Here is a 16,595-nt window from a genome sequence, read left to right on the forward strand (position 1 = left end):
TATGGGAAACGGGGGATGAAAGCGAAGCCCGAAGGCTATAGAGGTGCGACGATCTGTCCGCACGGAGCCCGAGCGTGATCTTCCCGAACATCGACCCCGTGGTCCACATCGGGCCCCTGGCGCTGCAATGGGGCCCGCTGGCCCTGCGCTGGTACGCCCTGGCCTATGTGGCCGGCATTCTGCTGGGCTGGCGCTACGCCATCCGTCTGACCCGCACCGAAGGCGTCTGGGGCGGCCGCCAGCCGACCGCCAACGCCCTCCAGATCGACGATCTGGTGCTGTGGATCACCCTGGGCATCATCCTCGGGGGGCGGCTGGGCTATATTCTGTTCTACATGCTGATGAACGGCGACCAGCGCGCCTGGCTGTTCTCGCACCCCCTGGACGTCTTCAAGATCTGGGAAGGCGGCATGTCGTTCCACGGCGGCTTCCTGGGCGTCTGCGTCGCCATCGTGCTGTTCTCCCGCAAGAACGGCATCGACATGCTGAAGCTGGGCGATCTGGTCGCCCCGGTCGTACCGATCGGCATCTTCTTCGGCCGTATCGCCAACTTCATCAACGGCGAGCTGTGGGGCCGGACGACCGACGTCCCCTGGGGCATGATCTTCTGCAACGAGACGATCAAGGCCGCCAATCGCGGGACCTGTCCGGCGGGTCCGTATCCGCGTCACCCCAGCCAGCTGTACGAAGCGGGTCTGGAAGGCCTGACGCTGTTCCTGATCCTGGCCTTCTGCGTCTATCGCCTGAAGTGGCTCCAGCGGCGCGGGGCGATCGTCGCCGCCTTCCTGATCTCGTATGGCCTTTTCCGCCTGTCGCTGGAGAACGTGCGCAATCCGGACATCGGCATGCCGGCCTTCCCGCTGGGCCTGACGATGGGGATGATGCTGTCGACGCCGATGCTGCTGGTGGGCGGCTGGCTGCTGTGGAAGGCGCTGAAGGCGCCGATCCAGCCCGTCGGCGAGGACGATCCGGGGGCGCATGAGCCTGCTTGATCGCCTGAAGGCCCAGATCGCCCAGGACGGGCCGATCGGCGTCCCCGAGTTCTTCACCCGCTGCCTGCACGACCCGCGCGACGGCTACTACGCGACCCGCCCCGAACTGGGCGCTGGAGGCGACTTCATCACCGCCCCGCTGGTCAGCCAGATGTTCGGCGAGTTGATTGGCCTGTGGGCGATCGAGACCTGGATCCGCATGGGTCGCCCCGCGCCGTTCCGCCTGGTCGAGATGGGTCCCGGCGACGGCGCGCTGATGAGCGACCTGCTGCGCGCCGCGCGCGTGGCGCCGGACTTCCTCGCGGCGTCCGACCTTTGGCTGGTCGAGGTGTCGGCGCCGCTGCGCGCCCAACAGAAGGCCCGGCTGGGAGACACGCCCCGCTGGGTCGACCGGCTGGACGAAGTCCCGGCCGGCGCGCCGATGATCCTGGTCGCCAACGAGCTGCTGGACTGCCTGCCGGCGCGGCAGTTCGTCCGAACGAAAGACGGCTGGGCCGAGCGGGTGATCGGACTGGGCGACAAGGGAGAGCTGGCGTTTGGGCTTAGAAGTTTGGGTAAATCCCTCCCCCTTGATGGGGGAGGGGCAGGGGTGGGGGTGACTGCGGCGGTGGGGGTGACCGCGGCGGTTGATGATGAACGCCGTCGCCAAGCCGCCAACGCCGAGATCACCCCCATCCCCTACCCTTCCCCCATCAAGGGGGAAGGGGGCTTTTCGATCGGCGCCGTCGTCGAATCCTCGCCCGCCCAGGCGGCCCTCGCCTCCGACATCGCTCATCGCCTCGTCGCCGACGGTGGCGCGGCGCTGCTGATCGACTATGGCCGCGACGCCCCGGAAGCCGGCGACACCCTGCAGGCCGTGCGCGACCACCAGAAGGTCGATCCGCTGACGACGGCGGGCCTGGCCGACCTGACCGTCTGGGCCGACTTTCCCTCGGTCATCGCCGCCGCGCGGGAAACCGGGGCCAAGGCCGGACCGATCCTGAGCCAGGCCCAGTTCCTGCTGGCGCTGGGAATCCTCGACCGCGCCGAGGCCCTAGCGGCGCGACAGCCCGAGAAGACCGACCAGATCGGAAGACAGCTTGATCGCCTGCTCGGCGAGGCGCAGATGGGGAGCCTGTTCAAGGTCGCGTGCCTCGCCGCGCCCGGCCTTTCGCCCCCCCTCTTCGAGGACGCGACATGATCCACAAGTCCGACCTGCCGACCGTCCAGTCGCCGCTGCTGTCCAGCCTGCCCGGCGTCAAGCACGCCTTCTTCACGCGCCAGGGCGGCGTGTCGAAGGGCATCTATGACAGCCTGAACGTCGGGCGCGGCAGCAAGGACGACCCGGCCGACGTCGTCGAGAACCGCGCCCGCGCCGCGCGCTGGTTCGGCGGCGCGCCGGAAGACCTCAACACCTGCTACCAGATCCACTCGACCATCGCGATCACCGCCGACGGCTCGTGGGGCGATGTCCGTCCCGAGGGCGACGCCGTGGTCAGCAAGACGCCCGGCGTGATCTGCGGCGCCCTGGCCGCCGACTGCGCGCCGGTCCTGCTGGTCGATCCCGAGGCCCGGGTCGTGGCCGCCGCCCACGCCGGCTGGCGGGGCGCGCTGGACGGCGTGGTCCAGGCCGCCGTCGACCGCATGGTGACGCTGGGCGCGCGACCGGATCGCATCACCGGCGTCGTCGGCCCCTGCATCGGCCCGAAGTCCTACGAGGTGGGACTGGAGTTCCTGCAGAGGTTCGAAGCCGACTGCCCGGGCTCGGGCCGGTTCTTCAACCCCGGTGTTTCCGACGACAAGCGCTTCTTCGACCTGCCCGCCTTCGTGCTGGACCGCCTGGCGACCGCCGGCGTCGAGCGCCGCGAGTGGGTGGGCCGCGACACCCGCGCCGAGGAGGATTGGTTCTTCTCCAACCGCCGCGCCTTCCTGAACAACGAGGGCGATTACGGCCGCCTGCTGTCGGCGATCATGCTGGAGGCGTGAGGCGCCCGAACCACGACGGCAAAGCTCCGCACACGGAAGCGGATGTTAACGCTTGCCCCGGGGGCGATCGCTGCTAGAAGGCCCCGCATCGGCCGCCCCCACATTCCGAGCGATCCCCATGAAGCTGCTGTCCGGCAACTCGAACCGCCCTCTGTCCCAGGCGATCGCGGAATATCTCGACATGCCGCTGACCCGCGCCCAGGTGCGCCGGTTCGCCGACCTCGAGGTGTTCGTCACCATCGACGAGAACGTGCGGGGCGAGGACGTCTTCGTCATCCAGTCGACCAGCTATCCGGCCAACGACAACCTGATGGAGCTCCTGATCTGCATCGACGCCCTCAAGCGCGCGTCGGGCAAGCGGATCACCGCCGTGCTGCCCTATTTCGGCTATGCCCGCCAGGACCGTAAGACCGGCGGCCGCACGCCGATCTCGGCCAAGCTGGTCGCCAACCTGATCACCCGCTCGGGCGCCGACCGCGTCCTGACCATGGACCTGCACGCCGGCCAGATCCAAGGCTTCTTCGACATTCCGACCGACAACCTCCTGCCCTCGCGGCTGATGGCCGAAGACATCCGCAAGCACTATCCGATGGGCGACGACCTGATGGTCGTGTCGCCGGACGTCGGCGGCGTGGTTCGCGCGCGCGCCCTGGCCAAGCGGCTGGACGACGCCGATCTGGCCATCGTCGACAAGCGCCGCTCGGGTCCGGGCCAGTCTGAGGTCATGAACATCATCGGCGACGTCAAGGATCGTCGCTGCATCCTGTTCGACGACATCGCCGACTCGGCCGGCACCCTGTGCAACGCCGCCCAGGCCCTGATGAGCCACGGCGCCACCTCGGTCAGCGCCTACATCACCCACGGCGTGCTGTCGGGCGCGGCGGTCGACCGCGTGGCCAATTCGGTCCTGACCGAGCTGGTGGTCACCGACTCGATCGAGGCCTCGGATCCGGCCAAGGCCTGTCCGAAGATCCGCTACGTCTCGTGCGCCCCGCTGATCGGCGAGGCCATCCGCCGGATCGCCAACGAAGAATCGGTGTCGAAGCTGTTCGACTAACCCGGAGGGGCGAGCCTCTCGCCCCTCCCACGGCCACGCTTGTAAAAGTTTGGTTAACGAGGCGACAGTCACATTGTCGTCCGCCCGGGCTGCTATGCGCGCCGCCGAAGTCTTGATGGGAAATTCACCACCATGCGTTCCTTCTCGCGTACACGGATCGTCCTGACGACGACCGCCGTGGCGCTCGCCGCGTTGGTCGCGGCCTGTAGCTCCCCGCCGCCGCCCGCGCCGCCGCCCGTCGTGCAGGCCCCGCCGCCCCCGCCGCCGATCACCCTGTCGACCAGCCTGGTCGAGCGCGCCAGCGCGTTCCGGGGCTATATGACGCGCGCCGCCGCGGTGTCGTCGACCTTCCAGAACGGCGACCAGATCCAGGCGTCGCTGAAGGTCGGCGCGGCCTACGAGCCCAAGTCGTTCCTGAACGGCGCGGTGGCCTACGCCGCCGTGCTGGCGCTGCAGGACCCGACCTTCGTGTCGTCCGTGCGCGAGGTCGCGGCCAACGCGGCCCAGCGCCAGCAGATGATCGCCAACATCTTCTCCAACCCCTCCTACGCCACGGTGTTCAAGGGTTCGGACAGCGCCGCGGGCCTGATCATCGACACGATCGGCAATGACGGCCTGAAGGTCTACATGGCCGGCAAGGCCGTGAAGCAGTCGGCCTATGACGTCCAGAAGGCCAGCTGGTCCAAGAGCTTCGTCGTCGACCGCGACGGCCGCTTGGCCTCGGCCAAGACGCTGTCGAACACGCCGGCCCTGGCCGAGAGCGCCGACGTGGCGGTGCTGCAAAGCGCCTCGACCGGCGGCCAGTCACTGGGCCTGACCCCGCGCACGGCGCCCGCCCCCTACCAGCCTGTGGTGATCCGCGGCCTGGCCGTCGCGGCCCTGGCGGCCCTCGGCGCGGCCGGCGACGACAACCTGACCTCGATCGACGCGCTCAGCAACGATCCGGGGACGTCCAACTGCCTGTCCATGGCCAAGCTGAACCTCTACCAGTGCCTGGCGGTGGCCAAGCCGCACTACGAGGACATCTTCTGCCTGGGCCAGCACATCCTGATGGATACCGGCGCCTGCATGGTCAAGGCCGCCGGCGCCAGCCTGCCGCCCGAGCCCCCGCCGCCGCCCAAGCCCGAGCCGGTCTCGACCAAGAAGAAGGTCGCGGCCAAGAAGGGTTCGGCCAAGAAGCCGGCCGCCAAGAAGAGCTGATTTTCCTCCCGATACGCGCGAAGGGGCCGGGCGATTGCGTCGCCCGGACCTTTTGTGTATGTAGCGCGACCCCAAAACGACCGGGCGAGCGTGGCGATACGGCCATAGGCGTCAGGTCACAGACGAGAGCATCCGGCTCTCGAGAAAGACAGCCTCATGGCCGAGATCATTCTGAACGTTGAAGTCCGCGACGGCGCCGGCACCGGCAACGCGCGCGCCACCCGCCGCGAAGGCAAGGTCCCCGGCGTCCTGTACGGCGGCGGCAAGGCCCCGGTGAACATCGCCGTGCGCGCCAACGAATTCCGCAAGTCGCTGTACACCGGCAAGCTGCTGGGCCACCTGGTCACCCTGCAACACGGCGACGAGAAGCAGTCGGTCATCGCCAAGGCAATCCAGTTCCACCCGGTCACCGACGAGCCGATCCACTTCGACCTGTACCGCGTCGACGAGCACCAGCTGATCAAGATCGAAGTGCCGGTTCACTTCAAGAACCAGGACATCTCGGTCGGCATGAAGAAGGGCGGCTCGCTGGAAGTGATCCGTCACACCGTCGAACTGGCCTGCCCGGCCGACAAGATCCCCGAAGAGCTGGTCATCGACCTGGCCTCGCACGACATCGGCGACACCATCCGCATCTCGGAAGTGAAGCTGCCGGAAGGCGTGAAGCCGGCCGTGGACCGCGACTTCGTGATCGCGACCCTGAAGGCCTCGTCGGCCGCCCAGTCGGACGCCGGCGACACCACCGTCGAAGGCTAATCCGCTCGGTCTTCGGATCGACCTGTTTTAGAGACGGGCGGGCCTTCGGGTCCGCCCGTTTTCGTTTGTCCCCCTTGAGACCCTCGCGATGCTGATCCTCGCCGGCCTGGGCAATCCCGAGCCCAAGTACGAGAAGAACCGCCACAACGTCGGCTTCATGGCCGTCGACGCGCTGGCGCGAAAGTGGGGGACCGCCCCGTGGCGCGCCCGCTTCCAGGGCCTGGCCTGCGAGGGGCAGGTCACGACGCCCGACGGGCCGGTCAAGCTGCTGCTGCTCAAGCCCAAGACCTATTACAACGAAAGCGGCCGCGCCGTGGGCGAGGCCATGAAGTTCTTCAAGCTGACCCCCGCCGACGTCATCGTCTTCCATGACGAGATCGACATGGCGCCTGGGCGCTTCCGGATGAAGGCGGGCGGCGGGGCGGCCGGCAACAACGGCATCCGCTCGGTGACCAGCCAAGTCGGCGACGCCTTCCGCCGAGGCCGCATCGGCGTGGGCCACCCCGGCCACAAGGACGCGGTGATGCACTATGTGCTGGGCGACTTCCACAAGGTCGAGCACCAGTGGCTGGACCCGATGCTGGACGCCATCGCCGACGCCCTGCCCTTCGCCGCCGCCGGCGACGACGATCGCTACCAGGCCGAGGTCATGCGCCTGGCGCCCGCGCCGAAGGCCGATCCTCGCAAGCCCGGCAAGGCGGACGATTGACGCCGGACGGCGGGCAAGGGAAAGACCGGAGGCCACAGTCTAGGGTTCCGACATGTTCTCGCTTCCGCTACCGCTTCTGGGCCTGTCGTTCCTGATCGCCATCGCCCTGTGCGTCCATGTGGTCCGCACGGGCCAGCAGATGTACTGGCTGTGGATCATCCTGGCCTTCCAGCCGATCGGCGGGATCGTCTATTTCGTGGCCGTGATCGGCCCGGAGATCTGGGGCGGCAAGACCGCGCGCAAGGTCGGCCAGGCCGCGCGCAAGGCGCTGGACCCGCAGCGTGAATACCGCGAGGCCGCCCAGGCCGTCGACGACGCCCCGACCGTGGCCAACCGCGTCCGCCTGGCGGTGGCGGCCACCGAGCTTGGCAAGCACGCCGAGGCCGAGCGCCTCTACGCCGACAGCCTGACGGGCATGTACGCCGACGACGCTCAGCTGCTGCTGGGCCGCGCCAACGCCCTGATCGAGCTCTCCCGCCCCGCTGAGGCCCTGCCCCTGCTGGAAAAGCTGGGCGAGCAGCCCAACGCCGGGCGCACGCCCCACACCATGCTGGCCCTCGGCCGCGTCTATCACGCCCTGGGCCGCGAGGAGCAGGCCGACACCGCCCTGCGCTGGGCCGCCGACCACTATCCCGGCTTCGAGGGCATCGCCCGCTACGCGGTGTTCCTGGCTCAGACCGGCCGCAAGGACGAGGCCCGCGCGCAGTTGGCCGAGATCGACAAGCGCCTGGCCAAGACCCACAGCCACTTCCGCAAGGAAGCCAAGAGCTGGCGCGACTTCGCCGCCCAGGCCGTGGGCTGAGCCCGACCGATCCAGAGGGGACCGACATGACCGCTCTTCACCCGCTTCGCCGGCGCGAGCTCCTGGCCAGCCTGGGCGCCGGCGCCCTGGCCGCCGCCGTCCCCGCCTGGGCCAGGCCCGACGCCCCCCGGAAGATGACCGACGGCGTGGCCCTGATCGGTCCGGCCGAGCGCCAGGCCCGGCTGGAGCGCGCCCAGGCCCTGATGGTGAAGCTCGGCCTCTCGGCCATCGTCACCGAGGCCGGCTCGTCGATGGACTATTTCACCGGCGCGCAATGGAGCCGCAGCGAGCGGCCGGTGCTGGCGATCATCCCGCGCGAGGGCCAGGTCGGCATGGTCATGCCGAAGTTCGAGGAGCCCTCGATCCGCCAGAGCCTGTCGGTCCCCGCCGAGGTCCGCCCCTGGGAAGAGGACGAGAACGCCTACGCCATCGCCGCCGGCCTGCTGGCCGACCGCAAGCTGGCCTCGGGAACGATCGGCGTCGAGGAGACGACCCGCGACTTCATCGTCGAGGGCCTGACCCAGGCGCTGCCCTCGGCCAAGGTGGCGTCGGGGGCGGCGGTGTTCCGGGGCTGCCGGATGATCAAGACGCCGGCCGAGATCGCCCTGATGCAGGTCGCCGCCGACATCACGGTGGCGGCCCTGCGCCACACCCACGCCAACGTCCGGGCGGGCATGGGCCCCAAGGACATCGCCGCCCTGATGAGCGACTTCACCGTGGCCCAGGGCGCGCGGGTCAGCTTCAACCTGATCCTGATCGGCGAGGCCAGCGCCTATCCGCACGGCTCGCGCCAGCCCCAGATCGTGGGCGAAGGCCAGGTGGTGCTGATGGACTGCGGCTGCAATGTCGGCGGCTACGAGTCGGACATCTCGCGCACCTTCGTATTCGGCGAGCCGACCGCCCGCCAGCGCAAGGTCTGGAACGACGTCGCGCGCGGCCAGCAGGTGGCGTTCGAGGCCGCCCAGATCGGCGCCGAGGCCGGCTCGGTCGACCGCGCCGTCCGCGCCTATTACGAGAGCCTGGGCTGGGGTCCGCGCTACAAGCTCCCCGGCCTGTCGCACCGCACCGGCCACGGCATCGGCATGGACGGCCACGAGCCGGTGAACTTCGTGATGTCCGAGACGACCCGGCTGGCGCCCGGCATGTGCTTCTCGGACGAGCCCGGTATCTACATCCCGGACGAATTCGGCGTGCGGCTGGAGGACTGCATCCACCTGACCCCGCAAGGCCCCAAGTGGTTCAGCGAGCCGCCGAAGTCGCTGGACAAGCCGATGGGGTGACGGGCCGGCGCGCGGCGTCTCGACCAGGCCGACATCGCGAGGTTGGGCCTCGTTCAGCCCCCCTTCCCCCTTGATGGGGGAAGGGTTGGGGATGGGGGTGATCCGCTGAGTTCGGGGCCGCGCACGGCTTCCAACGCCGCGTCACCCCCATCCTGCTCTCCTCGAGCCCCGCGCCAATCTCGGGAGAGGCCCCTGAACGACTCGCTCCCCGTCGGCATGGCGACATCCGTCCCGATGGCGGCGAGTTCGTCCTCTGGTAGTCTGCGGCCATGAACGACAAACCCGCTCTCTGGCCCACGATGCGAGCTAACTCGGCGCGACTTTACGTGCTGATAGCGCGCAAAGCGGGTCGCGCCGTCGTGTTTCGACGAGGGCCGACGAAGCGCACTCTCGTTCTCACTTGGGACCTGAGGACCGACACGCTCGTCCCGGGGCAATGGCTTAAAGGCCGAATCTATGAACGCCGCGCCGACTTGTCGCCGGATGGAGAACTACTCGTGTACGCCGCTGCAAAGGGCGGAAGCGAACTTACGAGTTGGGTCGCCGTGTCGCGACCGCCGTACCTGACCGCGCTGGCCCTTTGGACCGAAGCCGGCATGTGGGGCGGCGGCCTCTTTGGAAAAGATTGGCGATCGCTCCAACTGAACCTGCTGTCCTGGGAAGTCGCCGACAAGGACAGGAGCGCTGGCTCGGTGTCTTCGAAACTGCGGGTTTCGAGACTTCATCCCTATCTCGACGAGCTGAGATTATCGCTCATGCGCCTGCAGCGAGAGGGATGGGATATCACATTAGGCGAACGGAAAAAGCTGCCACGCACCGCGCGCTATGGCTACGTCTTCGATCCGCCCATAGTTCAAACCAAGGCTCTGCGCGCGGGATGGACGCTCGTCGTCGAGATGCACGCCGCTAATGAGTCGAATGGCAGGCTGTACGTTGAAACCGCTTCCGTGCGAGGCGCGGACGGCGTGATCAAGGCCCAGCTGGGGCGGGTAGATTGGGCGGATATCGACCTCAAAGGGGATATCATACTCGCGCGTGAAGGATGCTTGAGCCGGCTCAAAATATCTCAACTGGCCAATGACGCGCCCAGCGAGCCAAGCCTGATCGCAGATCTAAACGATCTGAGCTTTCGGCCCCTTGAAACTCCGGCGAAGGCATTGCGATGGCCCTGATGGGCTGGTGCGTTTGTTAGCGCCAGTGGCCGCTTCGTCCGACAATCACCCAAGTCGGACTATCGTCACTTCCCTTTACGGCGATCCGCCAACCGACAGGCGAAAAAGGTCGCCCAAGACAGCGCGCCCCCTAAAACCGTCCCCGCTGGAAGTCCTCGAACGCCTGGACGATCTCCTCGCGGGAGTTCATCACGAACGGGCCGTGCCAGAAGACCGGCTCATTGATCGGGCGGCCGGCCAGCAGCAGGACGCGGGCGTCGGTGACGGCCTCGACGCGGATGGCGTCGCCGGTTCCCAGGAACACGCCCGACAGCGCGTTCACCGTATCGTGGGCCACCCGGACCTGGCCTTCATAGACCGCCAGCATGGCGTTGCGGTCGTCGCCGACCGACTCCTCGAACACGGTCCCGGCCGGCAGGACGACGTCGAAATAGAGCGCGTCGACCGCGCCGCCGCCGATCGGGCCGGCGGTTCCAGCATCGGTCGCGCCGGAGATCACCTTGACCGAGACGCCGCCGTCGCGGGCCTCGACCGGAATGCTGTCGGCCTCGAACTCCTGATAGCCGGGCGCGCTCATCTTCAGCTTGGCCGGCAGGTTCACCCACAGCTGGAAGCCGCGCATCCGGCCCTCGGCCTGCTCGGGCATTTCGGAGTGGACGATGCCCTTGCCGGCCCGCATCCACTGGATGCCGCCCGGACCGATCACGCCCTCGCGGCCGGTGTTGTCCTTGTGACGCATCCGGCCTTCCAGCATGTAGGTCACGGTCTCGAAGCCGCGATGCGGGTGGTCGGGGAAGCCGCCCATGTAGTCGCTGGCCTGGTCGTTGTCGAAACAGTCCAGCATCAGGAACGGGTCGAACATCTGGGCTTCCGGCGTGCCCAGCATCCGGGTCAGGCGCACGCCGTCGCCGTCCGAGGCGGGCAGGCCCTTGACGATCTTCAGGACGGGTCGAACGCGCATGGGAGAACTCCTTTGGGCCTTTGATATCAGGTCTGGTTGCAATTGATGCAAGGGGCCGGCGCGTTCGCCTTTCGCGGCCATCCGTGCTAAGCGCGCGCCCAACGAAATTCACGAGAGTTCCATGGCCCTGAAAGTCGCCATCGTCGGCCTGCCCAACGTCGGCAAGTCCACCCTGTTCAACGCCCTGACCCAGACGGCGTCGGCCCAGGCCGCCAACTATCCGTTCTGCACGATCGAGCCCAACACCGGCGACGTGGCGGTGCCCGAGCCGCGCCTGAACGCCCTGGCCAAGGTCGCCGGCTCCAAGGAAATCATCCCGGCCCGGATCAACTTCGTCGACGTCGCCGGCCTGGTGCGCGGCGCGTCCAAGGGCGAGGGCCTGGGCAACCAGTTCCTGGCCAATATCCGCGACTGCGACGCCGTGGCCTTCGTGGCCCGCTGCTTCGAGGACAGCGACATCACCCACGTCGAGGGGCGCATCGACCCGATCGCCGATCTCGAGATCATCGAGATGGAGCTGATGCTGGCCGACCTGGAAAGCCTGGAAAAGCGCCTGCCCAACGTCGAGAAGCGCGCCAAGAGCGGCGGCGACAAGGACATGGTCCAGACCCTGCGCCTGATCAACCTGGCGCTGGAGCAGCTGCGCGAGGGGCGTCCGGCCCGCGCCGCCAAGGTCGACAAGGAAGACGCCAAGGCCTGGGCCATGCTGCAGCTCCTGACCTCGCTGCCGGCCCTCTATGTCTGCAATGTCGAGGAAGCCAGCGCCGACAAGGGCAACAAGTATTCGGACTTGGTCGCCGAGCGCGCCGCCCGCGACAACGCCAAGAGCGTGATCATCTCGGCCCAGATCGAAAGCGAGATCGCCCTGCTGGACGAGGCCGAGCGCGCCGAGTTCCTGGAAACCCTGGGCCTGGAAGAGCCCGGCCTGAACCGCCTGATCCGCGAGGCCTACAAGCTCCTGGGCCTGCAGACCTATTTCACGGTCGGGCCCAAGGAAGCCCGCGCCTGGACCATCCCCGTGGGGGCCACCGGCCCGCAGGCGGCCGGCGTGATCCACACCGACTTCGAGAAGGGCTTCATCCGGGCCGAGACGATCGCCTTCGACGACTACATCGCCCTGAACGGCGAAGTCGGCGCCAAGGAAGCCGGCAAGATGCGCTCGGAAGGCAAGGAATACATCGTCAAGGACGGCGATGTGATGCACTTCCGGTTCAACGTCTAGGACGTGCGGCGCCTCGTTCTAGTCGGGGCGCTGCTGCTGACGGCCTGCGGCTCGCCGCGGGCCGCGCTTCCGCCTGTGGTCGCAGATGGGGCGGTCGATCACGTTTTGGTCGAAAAGGCCGCCCATCGCATGACGCTCTACGTCGGCGACCGGGCGGTGCGGACCTACAGGGTGTCGTTGGGCGCCGGCGGCCTCGGCCCCAAGACCCGCGAAGGCGATCGCCTGACGCCCGAGGGCGAGTACCCCATCACCGGCCGCAATTCCCGGAGCCGCTTCCATCGCGCTCTACGCATCGGCTATCCGACGTCGGCCCAGCTCGCCGACGCCCACGCGCGCGGCGTCTCGCCCGGCGGCGACATCATGATCCATGGACTGCCCAATGGGGCTGGCGTCGTGCCGGCGCTTTTCAAGGGCCGTGACTGGACCGATGGCTGCATCGCCGTCACCGATTCCGAGATCGACGAGATCTGGCGGCTGGTTCCAGACGGGGCGGCCGTGAGGATCATCGCTTGACCAATGGTCCAGCGCGCCTCTTGGATGCAGACGCATTTTCGGGAGTTGCTTCATGCCTGAGACCATCACCCTCGCCTCGGCCGTCGACGGCTTCGAGTTCACCGCCGTCCACGCCCAGGCCCAAGGCGCGCGCAAGGGCGGGGTCGTGGTGATCCAGGAGATCTTCGGCCTGGACCAATACGTGCTCGCCGATGTCGAGCGCTGGTCGGCGCGGGGCTTCGAGGTGTTGGCCCCGTCGATCTTCGACCGGGCCGAGCGCGGCTATGTCGCCGAGCACGAACCGGCCGCCTTCCCCGTCGGCATCGGTCACGTGCAGTCGATCGGCGTCGAGAAGATGCTGTCGGACATCCAGGCCTGTATCGACGCCCTGACCGAGCGCGGGCCGGTGTTCGCGGTCGGCTACTGCCTGGGCGGCTCGCTGGTCTGGCTGGCGGCCAGCCGGCTGCAGGGCCTGGCCGCCGGCTCGGCCTATTACGGCAGCATGATCGCCGCCAACGCCGAGGCGACGCTGGCCGCGCCGGTCCTGGTCCACCTGGGCCGCAAGGACGCCCACATCCCCGCCGATGAGGTGAAGGCCAAGGTCGAGGCCGCCCACCCCGACGTCCCGGTCCACATCTACGAAAACAGCGGCCACGGCTTCAACAACGACGGCCGTCCGGACAGCGATCTCGCCGACGCCGAGCTGGCCCGCGCGCGCACCCTGGCCTTCTTCGAAGCCCACGGGGCCGCCTGAGCATGGGAGCGCGCATCGCTCTGGCCTGCCGCGACGGCGGGCCGTTCGCGGCCTACCACGCGCCGCCGCTAGAGGCCCGGCGCGGCGGGATCGTCATGCTGCACGCCATCTGGGGGGTCACGCCGCATATCCGCCAGCTCAGCGACAGCCTGGCCGAGCAGGGCTATGAGGTCATCGCCCCCAGCCTGATGGACGCCGCCGACGCGGATTTCCCGGTCGAGGACCTGACGCCGGCGATCCTCGACGACCGCATGGCGCTGGGCAAGCTGACCGGCTGGGGCGCGACCACCCTGCCCCGCGTCCAGGCGGCGATCGACGCCCTGGACGGCCCGGTGTTCGTCATGGGGTTCTGCTATGGCGGCACGACGGCGTGGCTGGCGGCATGCCGCTGCGACGGCGTGACGGCGGTCTCGGCCTTCTATGGCGGCGACATCGCGGCCTATCGCGACGAGACGCCCAAGACAGCGACGATCCTGCACTTCGGCAAGACCGACAGCCTGATCCCGATGGCCGACGTCGACGCCATCCGCGACGCCCATCCGGACCTGCCGATCTATCTGTACGAGGCCGGCCACGCCTTCGTCGCGCCCAGCGGCCACCACCCCGACAGCGCGCGCCTGGCCCTGCTGCGGACGCTCCAGCTCTTCCAGCGCGCGGGGGGTGGGAAGGCGGAGAACTGACCCGCGGCGCTTGACTTTGTGACGCTTCGATTGAACCCTACTCTGGGTTTATGGATGGAGGGGTGACAATGTTTAGGCGTTCACTTCGGTCGGGCTTTGTCGCGGCGCTGATCGTCGTCGCTTCGGGGACCTCGGCTCTCGCGCAAGTGGGCGCCCCAGCGCCGTTTCCGAACCTTCCGCCGCAACCGCTGCCCAAGCGCTTCGCCACCTCGAGCTTCGACGTACAGAAGAAGGCGACATCGACGTTCCGTGAGGAGCGGCGCTCGGCGCTGCCGCTTCAGGTCAGCACCGCGCGTAAGCTGGCGGAACAATTGCAGATTCCCTGCGATGTCATTGACGCCGGCCTGCTATCGGACCGTCCGACCAAGGATCCCAGCTACGAGCTCGTCTGCAAGGACTCGATTGGTTGGATCATCCTGCATCGCGACGATGGTGGCACTCAGGTGGCCGACTGCCTGGCCTGGCAAGACTCGGCCGCCGCCGCCGGCCGCAAATGGCCGCGCGGGCTCGAATGCCTGATGCCCGCCAACAGCGACCCCATCGTCGGCCTGAAGCCTTTGGCCAAGCGCGTTGCCTCGGGCTGTGACCTGGCGGATGCGGCCTTCCTCGGATCGGGGGGGCAGCCCGCGATCACGCGCTATGAATTGGCCTGTCGGAACGGCCAAGGCTACGTTGTCGATCAACCCGCGCCGGGCTCAAAGGCCTCCTTCTCTTCGATCACCTGCGCCGACGCGGCTAAGCTCGGCGCGCCGTGCAAGCTGCCAGCCGGCGGCAAGAATAAAGCCGGCTGAGCAAGGCGCGACGACACAAACAGATCTTTCCCTTTCCCGGCGCGGCGACCTAGGCTGCGGGTCATGCGTTCCTGCCTCGCCGCGCTGCTTCTGACGACCACGATCACCGCCGACGCGGCCCGCGCTGGGGAGACGGCGTGCTGGTTCGAAAACGGGGCGGTCGTGGCGCCGGCGGTGATCGGGACCATGGCCGGCGACTACGTCATCGACCTGTCGGCCCCGCGCACCCTGCTGCATGACACCAAGGCGCAGATGGAGGGGATCCTCGCGCCCGAGCTCTCACTGTCGGTCGAGGTGGCCGGACTGAAGGCGCCGGCCGTGTCGGTCAAGGTCGCCGACCTGGACGCGCGCGGCGCGGGCTTCGTCACCCCCATCGCCGGGGTCATCGGCATGGATGTCCTTTCGGGCCACGCGATCGAGATCGACTTTCGCCATTGCCGCCTGCGCATCGACCGGCCCTGGCGGGCGCGGCGTCAGGCCGTCTTGCCGGTCACCCTGGTCCAAGGCCTGCCGACGATCGTCGCGGCCGTCAGCGACGGCCCCGTGGCCCTGCGCGGAGCCTTCGCCATCGACACCGCCTCCCGGGCCATGGCCCGGCTCTCGACGCGCGAGGCCAAGGCGAGCGGCAAGCTTGACCTTTCGGCCCGCCATCGGGCGCCGGCGCGGCTGCGGGCGCTGTCGATCGGCGGCGTGCTGGCCCAGAACGTTCCCGCCAGCCTGGCCGACGACCTGCCGGAGGGCGTGACCGGCAGCCTGGGCGTCGGCCTCTGGGCCCGCCATCGGCTGCACCTCGACGCCCGCGCCACCACCTTGTCGGTCGCGCCGTGAGCCCCTCCGCCGCGGCTTGACCAACGAAAAAGGCCCGGCGTTTCCACCGGGCCTTTCCATTTCAGCGCTGAACCAGGGCTCAGTGCGACTCGTTGCGCCACACGGTCTTGTAGCTGGCATACAGCAGACCCGAGAGCAGGATGAGGTAGATCAGCACGGCGAAGCCGGTCTGCTTGCGCTCTTCCAGCTTGGGCTCGGCGGCCCACATCAGGAAGGCCGAGACGTCCTTGGCTTCCTGTTCCAGCGTCGACTTCGTGCCGTCATCGAACGTCACCTGCCCGGCCTTCAGAGGCTGGGGCATGGCGATGAAGCCGCCCGGCGGGACGTGCTCCTTGTCGCCGGACCAGTACGACGACAGGTCGCCGGCCATGTACGGGTTGTAGTTCTGGCCAGGACCGACCTTCAGACCCTTCGGAGGCGCCTGATAACCGACCACGATCGAGTAGATGTGCGCCGGGCCGCCTTCGCGGGCCTTGGCCAGCAGCGACATGTCCGGCGGCAGGGCGCCGCCGTTGGCCGCGCGCGCCGCCGCCTCGTTGGCGAAGGGCGACGGGAAGCGGTCGGCGGGCGTGGCCGGACGCTTGATGGCGTCGCCGGTCTCGCCGTCGATGTCGGCCACCTGGTAGTCCTTGGCGATCGCCTTGACGACCGGGTTCTCGTTCGAGTTCGGATACTTCGGATTATAGAAGGGCGCGCCCTTGTCGCCGAGGTTGCGGAAGGCCACCAGCTTCATCGAGTGGCAGGCCGAGCAGACCTCGCGATAGACCTTGTAGCCGCGCTGCAGCTGGGCCTGGTCGAACGTGCCGAACGGACCTTCGAACGACCAGTGGACGTCCTTGGGCTCCAGCGCGCCGCCGTTGGCGAAGGCGGGGGCCGAGGCCCCCACCGTCAGGAGACCCGCGACCGCCGCGATAACCGAGAGTTTGCGGAGCAT

At 68.3% G+C, this 16,595-nt stretch carries 18 protein-coding genes; 16 read left to right on the forward strand and 2 right to left on the reverse strand.

What is annotated here, in order from left to right; genetic code table 11:
* Positions 1 to 74: 74 nt before the first annotated feature.
* The 10 genes from lgt (at position 75) to OR37_RS09535 (ending at position 9,933) form a co-directional block, all read left to right on the forward strand.
* Positions 75 to 992, forward strand: a complete 918-nt coding sequence (lgt, locus tag OR37_RS09490; protein ID WP_004618675.1) for a prolipoprotein diacylglyceryl transferase — start codon at positions 75 to 77, stop codon at positions 990 to 992.
* Positions 979 to 2,172 carry a class I SAM-dependent methyltransferase gene (locus OR37_RS09495; protein WP_004618677.1) on the forward strand — a complete coding sequence of 398 codons (1,194 nt, stop codon included), beginning with the start codon at positions 979 to 981 and terminating at the stop codon, positions 2,170 to 2,172. Before lgt ends, OR37_RS09495 begins: the two co-directional genes overlap by 14 nt.
* A complete protein-coding gene (gene pgeF / locus OR37_RS09500; RefSeq protein WP_004618679.1) occupies positions 2,169 to 2,957 on the forward strand; it encodes a peptidoglycan editing factor PgeF in 789 nt (262 codons plus the stop codon). The genes OR37_RS09495 and pgeF overlap by 4 nt, the downstream gene beginning before the upstream one ends.
* A 118-nt stretch (positions 2,958 to 3,075) precedes the next feature.
* The gene (locus OR37_RS09505) at positions 3,076 to 4,014 is read left to right on the forward strand and encodes a ribose-phosphate pyrophosphokinase (RefSeq protein WP_004618681.1); all 939 of its coding nucleotides are present in this window, start codon (positions 3,076 to 3,078) and stop codon (positions 4,012 to 4,014) included.
* A 132-nt stretch (positions 4,015 to 4,146) separates the two neighbouring features.
* The gene (locus OR37_RS09510; protein ID WP_004618682.1) at positions 4,147 to 5,214 is read left to right on the forward strand and encodes a hypothetical protein; all 1,068 of its coding nucleotides are present in this window, start codon (positions 4,147 to 4,149) and stop codon (positions 5,212 to 5,214) included.
* Between the two features lie 156 nt (positions 5,215 to 5,370).
* Positions 5,371 to 5,970: a 50S ribosomal protein L25/general stress protein Ctc gene (locus OR37_RS09515; RefSeq protein ID WP_004618685.1), complete on the forward strand. Its 600-nt coding sequence runs from the start codon at positions 5,371 to 5,373 to the stop codon at positions 5,968 to 5,970.
* Between the two features lie 88 nt (positions 5,971 to 6,058).
* Positions 6,059 to 6,679, forward strand: coding sequence for an aminoacyl-tRNA hydrolase (gene pth, locus OR37_RS09520; RefSeq protein WP_004618687.1), 621 nt, complete (start codon positions 6,059 to 6,061; stop codon positions 6,677 to 6,679).
* Between the two features lie 52 nt (positions 6,680 to 6,731).
* Positions 6,732 to 7,481 carry a tetratricopeptide repeat protein gene (locus OR37_RS09525; RefSeq protein WP_004618689.1) on the forward strand — a complete coding sequence of 250 codons (750 nt, stop codon included), beginning with the start codon at positions 6,732 to 6,734 and terminating at the stop codon, positions 7,479 to 7,481.
* A gap of 26 nt (positions 7,482 to 7,507) precedes the next feature.
* Positions 7,508 to 8,761: a M24 family metallopeptidase gene (locus OR37_RS09530; protein ID WP_004618691.1), complete on the forward strand. Its 1,254-nt coding sequence runs from the start codon at positions 7,508 to 7,510 to the stop codon at positions 8,759 to 8,761.
* Positions 8,762 to 9,030: 269 nt separating this feature from the next.
* Positions 9,031 to 9,933, forward strand: a complete 903-nt coding sequence (locus tag OR37_RS09535) for a hypothetical protein (protein ID WP_004618692.1) — start codon at positions 9,031 to 9,033, stop codon at positions 9,931 to 9,933.
* A 130-nt stretch (positions 9,934 to 10,063) separates the two neighbouring features.
* Here OR37_RS09535 and OR37_RS09540 read toward each other — a convergent pair whose 3' ends face one another.
* Positions 10,064 to 10,894 (reverse strand): pirin family protein, encoded by an 831-nt coding sequence (locus OR37_RS09540; RefSeq protein WP_004618694.1) that lies wholly within the window; start codon positions 10,892 to 10,894, stop codon positions 10,064 to 10,066.
* A gap of 121 nt (positions 10,895 to 11,015) precedes the next feature.
* On the opposite strand from OR37_RS09540, the gene ychF reads away from it, so the two are divergent.
* From ychF to OR37_RS09570, 6 genes are all read left to right on the forward strand, one after another.
* Positions 11,016 to 12,116, forward strand: coding sequence for a redox-regulated ATPase YchF (gene ychF, locus OR37_RS09545; RefSeq protein WP_004618696.1), 1,101 nt, complete (start codon positions 11,016 to 11,018; stop codon positions 12,114 to 12,116).
* 75 nt (positions 12,117 to 12,191) lie between these two features.
* A complete protein-coding gene (locus tag OR37_RS09550; protein WP_268743948.1) occupies positions 12,192 to 12,629 on the forward strand; it encodes a L,D-transpeptidase family protein in 438 nt (145 codons plus the stop codon).
* A 52-nt stretch (positions 12,630 to 12,681) separates the two neighbouring features.
* The gene (locus tag OR37_RS09555) at positions 12,682 to 13,362 is read left to right on the forward strand and encodes a dienelactone hydrolase family protein (RefSeq protein ID WP_004618701.1); all 681 of its coding nucleotides are present in this window, start codon (positions 12,682 to 12,684) and stop codon (positions 13,360 to 13,362) included.
* 2 nt (positions 13,363 to 13,364) lie between these two features.
* A complete protein-coding gene (locus OR37_RS09560; protein ID WP_004618703.1) occupies positions 13,365 to 14,042 on the forward strand; it encodes a dienelactone hydrolase family protein in 678 nt (225 codons plus the stop codon).
* 68 nt (positions 14,043 to 14,110) lie between these two features.
* Positions 14,111 to 14,833: a hypothetical protein gene (locus tag OR37_RS09565; protein ID WP_004618705.1), complete on the forward strand. Its 723-nt coding sequence runs from the start codon at positions 14,111 to 14,113 to the stop codon at positions 14,831 to 14,833.
* Between the two features lie 63 nt (positions 14,834 to 14,896).
* A complete protein-coding gene (locus OR37_RS09570) occupies positions 14,897 to 15,661 on the forward strand; it encodes a hypothetical protein (RefSeq protein WP_004618706.1) in 765 nt (254 codons plus the stop codon).
* 79 nt (positions 15,662 to 15,740) lie between these two features.
* Here OR37_RS09570 and OR37_RS09575 read toward each other — a convergent pair whose 3' ends face one another.
* On the reverse strand, positions 15,741 to 16,595 hold the full coding sequence (locus OR37_RS09575; protein ID WP_004618708.1) for a cytochrome c1: 855 nt from the start codon (positions 16,593 to 16,595) through the stop codon (positions 15,741 to 15,743).

The sequence above is a fragment of the Caulobacter vibrioides OR37 genome (genome assembly GCF_000372645.1).
Lineage (GTDB): Bacteria > Pseudomonadota > Alphaproteobacteria > Caulobacterales > Caulobacteraceae > Caulobacter > Caulobacter vibrioides_E.